Here is a 5,579-nt window from a genome sequence, read left to right on the forward strand (position 1 = left end):
GGATCTCGCCGACCAGTGCGATCGGCGAAATCTACCGCTACCGGCTCAAGGGGCCGCCGAACTACAGCGTGCTCGATTTGAAAACGCTGCAGGACTGGGTGCTGCAACGCCGGTTTCGCGCGGTGCCCGGCGTCATCGACGTCACCGGCTGGGGCGGCAAGACCAAGACTTACGAGCTGCAGGTCGATTTCAACAAACTGGTCGCCAACGGTTTGACCTTGCCGCAATTGCTGCAGGCCGTCAGCAATTCCAACATCAATGTCGGCGGCAACACCGTCAATATCGGCACCCAGTCCGCAGTGGTGCGCGGCGTCGGTCTGATCCGCTCCATCGACGATCTTGCCAGCACCATGGTGGCGCAAAGCGGCGGCAATCCGGTTCTCGTCAAGGACGTCGCGACCGTGACCGTGGGCGAGAAACCGCGGCTCGGCATCGCCGGCCTCGATGACGCCGATGACATCGTGCAGGGCATCGTGCTGATGCGCCGTGGCGAGAAGAGCTCGCCGACCATCGCCCGGGTCGAGGAACTGGTGACCTCGATCAACAATTCCAGCATCCTGCCGCCGGGAGTGCGGATCGAGCGGATCTACGACCGCAAGGACCTGATCGACCTCACCACCGCGACCGTGCTGCACAACATGGTGGTCGGCATTCTCCTGATCGTGCTGCTGCAGTGGATCTTCCTGGGCGATCTGCGGAGCGCGCTGATCGTCGGCGCCACGATTCCGTTCGCGCTGTTCTTCGCGGTCATCATCCTGGTGCTGCGCGGCGAATCCGCCAATTTGCTGTCGGTCGGCGCGATCGATTTCGGGCTGATCGTGGACGCCACCGTGATCATGGTGGAAGCGATCTTCCGCCGGCTGACGCAAACCACGGCGTTGTCGGAGCTCGAACAGAGCCATATCTCGACCGAGACGACGATGGGCATGAAGAGCCATGCCATCCTGTCCGCCGCCGCCGACGTCTCGCGCTCGATCTTCTTTGCCGCGGCGATCATCATCGCGGCGTTCCTGCCGTTGTTCACGCTGAGCGGCGTCGAGGGCAATATCTTCGGGCCGATGGCGCGCACCTATGCCTATGCGCTGGCGGGCGGCTTGCTCGCGACCTTCACGGTGACGCCGGCGCTCTCCGCCATCATCCTGCCGTCGCATGTGCACGAGACCGAGACCTGGATCATGGGCTTCCTGCACCGGCTCTATGTCCCGGCGCTGAACTGGGCGGTCGCCAACCGCAAGCTGGTGGTGATCGGCGCGGTCGGGCTCGTGGTGATGACCCTGGTGCTGGGCCGGTTATTGGGACTGGAATTCCTGCCCAAGCTCGAGGAAGGCAATCTGTGGATCCGCGCCACGCTGCCGCCGACCATCTCGCTGGAAACCGGCAACGCCTATGTCAACGAGATGCGCAAGGTGATCCGCAGCCGTCCCGAGGTCGAGTCGGTGGTGTCGCAGCACGGCCGTCCCGACGACGGCACCGACGCGGCCGGCCTGTTCAACGCCGAATTCTTCGCGCCGCTCAAACCCGTCGCGCAGTGGCCGGGCACCCTCGACAAGGACGAAGTCACCGCCGAACTGCTGCAGCAATTGCAGGACAAGTTTCCCGGCGTCGAGTTCAACTTCTCGCAATATCTTCAGGACAACGTCTCGGAGGCGGTCTCCGGCGTGAAGGGAGAGAACTCCATCAAGCTGTACGGCAATGACCTGCAGGCGCTGACCGACACCGCCAACAAGATCAAATCGGTGCTGGCGACGGTGCAGGGGATCACCGATCTTGCGGTTTTCACCTCGCTCGGCCAGCCTACCATCCAGATCGATATCGATCGCGCGCGCGCCGCCCGCTACGGGCTTGCGCCGGGCGATATCAATACCACGATCAAGACCGCGATCGGGGGCGACAGCGCCGGCGACCTCTATGAGCCGGGCAGCGACCGCCATTTCCCGATCATCGTTCGTCTGGCGCCGCAATACCGCAAGAGCGCGGAAGCCATCCAGAATTTGCGGATCGGCGCGCAAGGTCCGAACGGCATCACGCAAGTGCCGCTGAGCGAGGTCGCAACCGTCAAACTGGTATCGGGCGCGGCCTATATCTACCGCGAACAGCAGGAGCGCTATCTGCCGATCAAGTTTTCGGTGCGCGAACGCGACCTTGGCGGCGCGGTGCTGGAAGCGCAACAAAAGGTCAACGCCCAGGTGCAACTGCCGCCGGGCTCGCACCTCGAATGGGTAGGCGAGTTCGGCAACCTTCAGGACGCCATCAAGCGGTTGTCGATCGTGGTGCCGATCAGCCTGACGCTGATCGCCATGTTGATCTGGTTCAATTTCGGTTCCGTCGTCGATACCATCCTGACCATGAGCGTGATCCCGATGGCGGTGCTCGGCGGCATTCTCGGATTGCTGCTGACCGGCATTCCCTTCAGCGTCTCCGCCGCGATCGGGTTCATCGCGCTGTTCGGCATCTCGGTGATGGACGGCATCATCATCATTTCGCAATATAACCAGCTGATCGACCAGGGCATGGAACGCGGCAGGGCCATCCTGCGCACCGGCGAGCTTCAGTTGCGCCCGGTGTTGATGACCTGCGTGGTCGCGGGCATCGGATTGCTGCCGGCCGCGGTATCCACCGGAATTGGCTCGCAGGTGCAAAAGCCACTGGCGGTGGTGGTGGTGGCCGGTATGATGCTTGCGCCCGTCGTCATTCTCGTCACCTTGCCGGCGCTGATCTCGATGTTTTCGCGGCGAAGCCGGCCCGGTCTGGCCACCGAAGGCCATCTGGCGCCGGCGGAATGATGGGCTGAAGAGATGGTCAAGGGTTGTGAGTAGGATCGCCTCCGAATGCGCGCCGAGGACCCGCAGGACAGGGCTGCAGCGGGCGTGGCTGATGCTTTGCCTTGTGCTGATCGTCAATCCGCTATCGATCGCTTGCGCTGCCGCCGAAACCTTGCCGGAAGCATTGGTGCGGGCCTATCAGTCCAATCCGCAACTCAATGCCGATCGCGCCCGGCAACGCGGGGCGGACGAAAACATTCCGCAGGCGCTGGCCGGCTACCGGCCACAGATCATCGCGAGCCTGGGCGCCGGGCTGCAGGCCGTTCGCAACCTGCTGCCCGACAACAGCATACAGGGAGCAACCCTGCGCCCCTGGACGATCGGCGTGACGGTCACCCAGGTCCTGTTCAACGGCTTCAAGACCGCCAATAGCGTTCGGGTCGCCGAATTCCAGGTTCTGTCGGGTCGCGAGGCATTGCGGAACACCGGCCAGGGCGTCCTGCTGGACGCCGTGACGGCGTATATGAATGTGCTCGCCAACCAGGCCCTGGTCGAGGCGCAGCGAACCAACGTCGCAGTGCTGCGCGAAATCCTGGCAACCACCAAGAGGCGGCTGGACGCCGGCGACGTCACGCCGACGGACACCGCGCAGGCCGAAGCGCGGTTGAGCCGCGGACTGGCCGATCTCAACGCCGCGGAAGTGGCGCTGGCGATCAGCAAGGAAACCTACACCCAGGTTATCGGCAACGCGCCAACGCAACTGGTTGCGGCCGCTACCGTCGACCGCCTGTCGCCGCCGACGCTTGTCGCGGCGACCGAAACCGCAGGCCACGAAAATCCGGCGGTGCTCGGGGCCGGCTACGACGTCGACGTCGCGCGAACCACCATCTCGGTTGCGGAAAGCAGCCTGCTGCCGACCGTGACGGCTCAGGCGAGCGCCAGTCGATCCAGGGATTCGGATCCGAGCCTCAGCACGTTTGCGACCGACCAGGCTTCGATCCTCGGCCAGATCAATGTCCCGATTTATGACGGCGGCACCGCGGCCTCGCAGACGCGTCAGGCCAAGGAACTCGCCTCGCAGAGCCGCCTGGTGCTCGAACAGGTCAGAAATCAGACCCGAACGGCCGTGGTCAGCGCCTGGGTCTCCAATGAGGGAACCAAGGTCGCGCTCGCGGCGGCGGAGTCCGAAGTGCGCGCGGCCGAGATCGCGCTGCGGGGCGTTCGCCGCGAGGCCGCAGGAGGGCAGCGCACCACGATCGATGTCCTCAACGCCCAGCAGGATCTGACCAACGCCAGAACCAGGCAAATCACGGCCCAGCACGACCGGGTGATCGCATCCTACACGCTGCTGAGCGCCGTCGGACGGCTCGATGTGCATACCCTCAATCTGGACACGCCGGATTATCTGCCCGAGGTTCATTACCACCAGGTGCGCGATGCATGGCACGGCGTTCGCACTCCCTCGGGTCAATGACGCGGCTGTAACCACAACAAGGAGAAGAGGATGCGCTTGCGCACATTGCTGGGCGACCATCCCGGCACCGCCGCGTTGAAGAACGGATCGGTCAAATCCGATTCCGTGACGTTCGATTTCGCCGACTATTCGCCGACCAACAAGGGATTCAAGCCCATGGTGCGGGAAGGGGCCTTCGACGTCTCGGAAATGGCGATCGTCACCTATTTGATGGCGAAGAGTTTCGGCAAGCCGATGGTGCTGTTGCCCGAGGTGGTGGTGGCGCGGTTCCAGCACGCTTTTGGGCTCTACAATGCCAAATTGGGAATGCTGAAACCGTCCGACCTGAACCACAAGCGCGTCGGCATCCGCTCCTTCACCACCACGACCGGCGCCTGGCTGCGCGGCATCCTTGCCAATGATTATGGCGTCGATCTCAATTCGATCGATTGGGTCACCTTCGAGGACGCCCATGTCGCCGAATTCCGCGACACCACCATGCGGGCGCCCGCGGGCAAACCGATCATCCAGATGCTGCTCGACGGTGAACTCGATGCCGTGCTCGGCGAGAAGGTCGAGCGCGAAGGGTTGAAGCCGCTGTTTCCGGATGTCGCGGCGGAGGAGAAGGCATGGTTTGCCAAACACCAGGTGCTGCCGATCAACCACATGGTGGTGGTCAGCGAGAAACTTGCGCACGAACATCCCGAAGCCGTGCGGGAGGTTTTTCGCCTGTTGCGCGAGAGCGCAGGCCGCGCGCCGGCCGGGGCGCCGAAATTCAGCACCGAGGAAATGCGCCGCTCGCTGGAGCTGATCATTGGCTACACGGCGCAGCAGGGGCTGATTCCGCGCGCCTACGCGGTCGACGAGCTGTTCGACGATCTGACGCGGACGCTGCGCTGAGTTCAACGGCTTCCGCCAGGGCCCGCCAGGTGCTATCGTCGCCGGACGATGAAAACCTGTGCGGGGCCGAAAACGTGCCTCGCATCAAACAACAAACGTTAATCTGGGAGGATACCGTCATGAAGGGCTGGTCAGCACTTGGCTTCGCGTTGCTTCTGGCAGGCTTCGCCGCCTTCTCAATTCCGCATCGGGCCGCTGCCGACGACGGCTGGGTTACCCTGTTCGACGGCAAGAATCTCGACAATTTCAACCAGATTGGCAACGCCAATTGGCACGTCGAGGACGGCTTGGTCGTGGCCGACAAGGGCAACGGTTTTCTGGTCACCAAGAACACCTATACCGATTATCAGATCCGGGCCGAATTCTGGGTCGACAGCGATGCCAACAGCGGCATTTTCATCCGCTGCACCGATCCGGAGAAGATCGGCAGCGCCAGCGCGTATGAGGTGAATATCTGGGATACC

At 63.3% G+C, this 5,579-nt stretch carries 4 protein-coding genes; all 4 read left to right on the top strand.

Features of this window, described 5'->3' with window-relative positions; genetic code table 11:
* The coding region (locus VK804_RS32750; protein WP_325752444.1) for a CusA/CzcA family heavy metal efflux RND transporter at positions 1 to 2,783 on the top strand (2,783 nt) is incomplete at its 5' end.
* 91 nt (positions 2,784 to 2,874) lie between these two features.
* The gene (locus VK804_RS32755) at positions 2,875 to 4,236 is read left to right on the top strand and encodes a TolC family outer membrane protein (RefSeq protein WP_325752445.1); all 1,362 of its coding nucleotides are present in this window, start codon (positions 2,875 to 2,877) and stop codon (positions 4,234 to 4,236) included.
* Between the two features lie 30 nt (positions 4,237 to 4,266).
* The gene (locus tag VK804_RS32760; protein WP_325752446.1) at positions 4,267 to 5,115 is read left to right on the top strand and encodes a hypothetical protein; all 849 of its coding nucleotides are present in this window, start codon (positions 4,267 to 4,269) and stop codon (positions 5,113 to 5,115) included.
* A 29-nt stretch (positions 5,116 to 5,144) separates the two neighbouring features.
* Positions 5,145 to 5,579, top strand: a 435-nt coding sequence (locus VK804_RS32765) for a DUF1080 domain-containing protein (protein ID WP_325752447.1), incomplete at its 3' end; no start/stop codon positions are given.

It is taken from the genome of Bradyrhizobium sp. (assembly GCF_035484855.1).
Classification (GTDB): domain Bacteria; phylum Pseudomonadota; class Alphaproteobacteria; order Rhizobiales; family Xanthobacteraceae; genus Bradyrhizobium.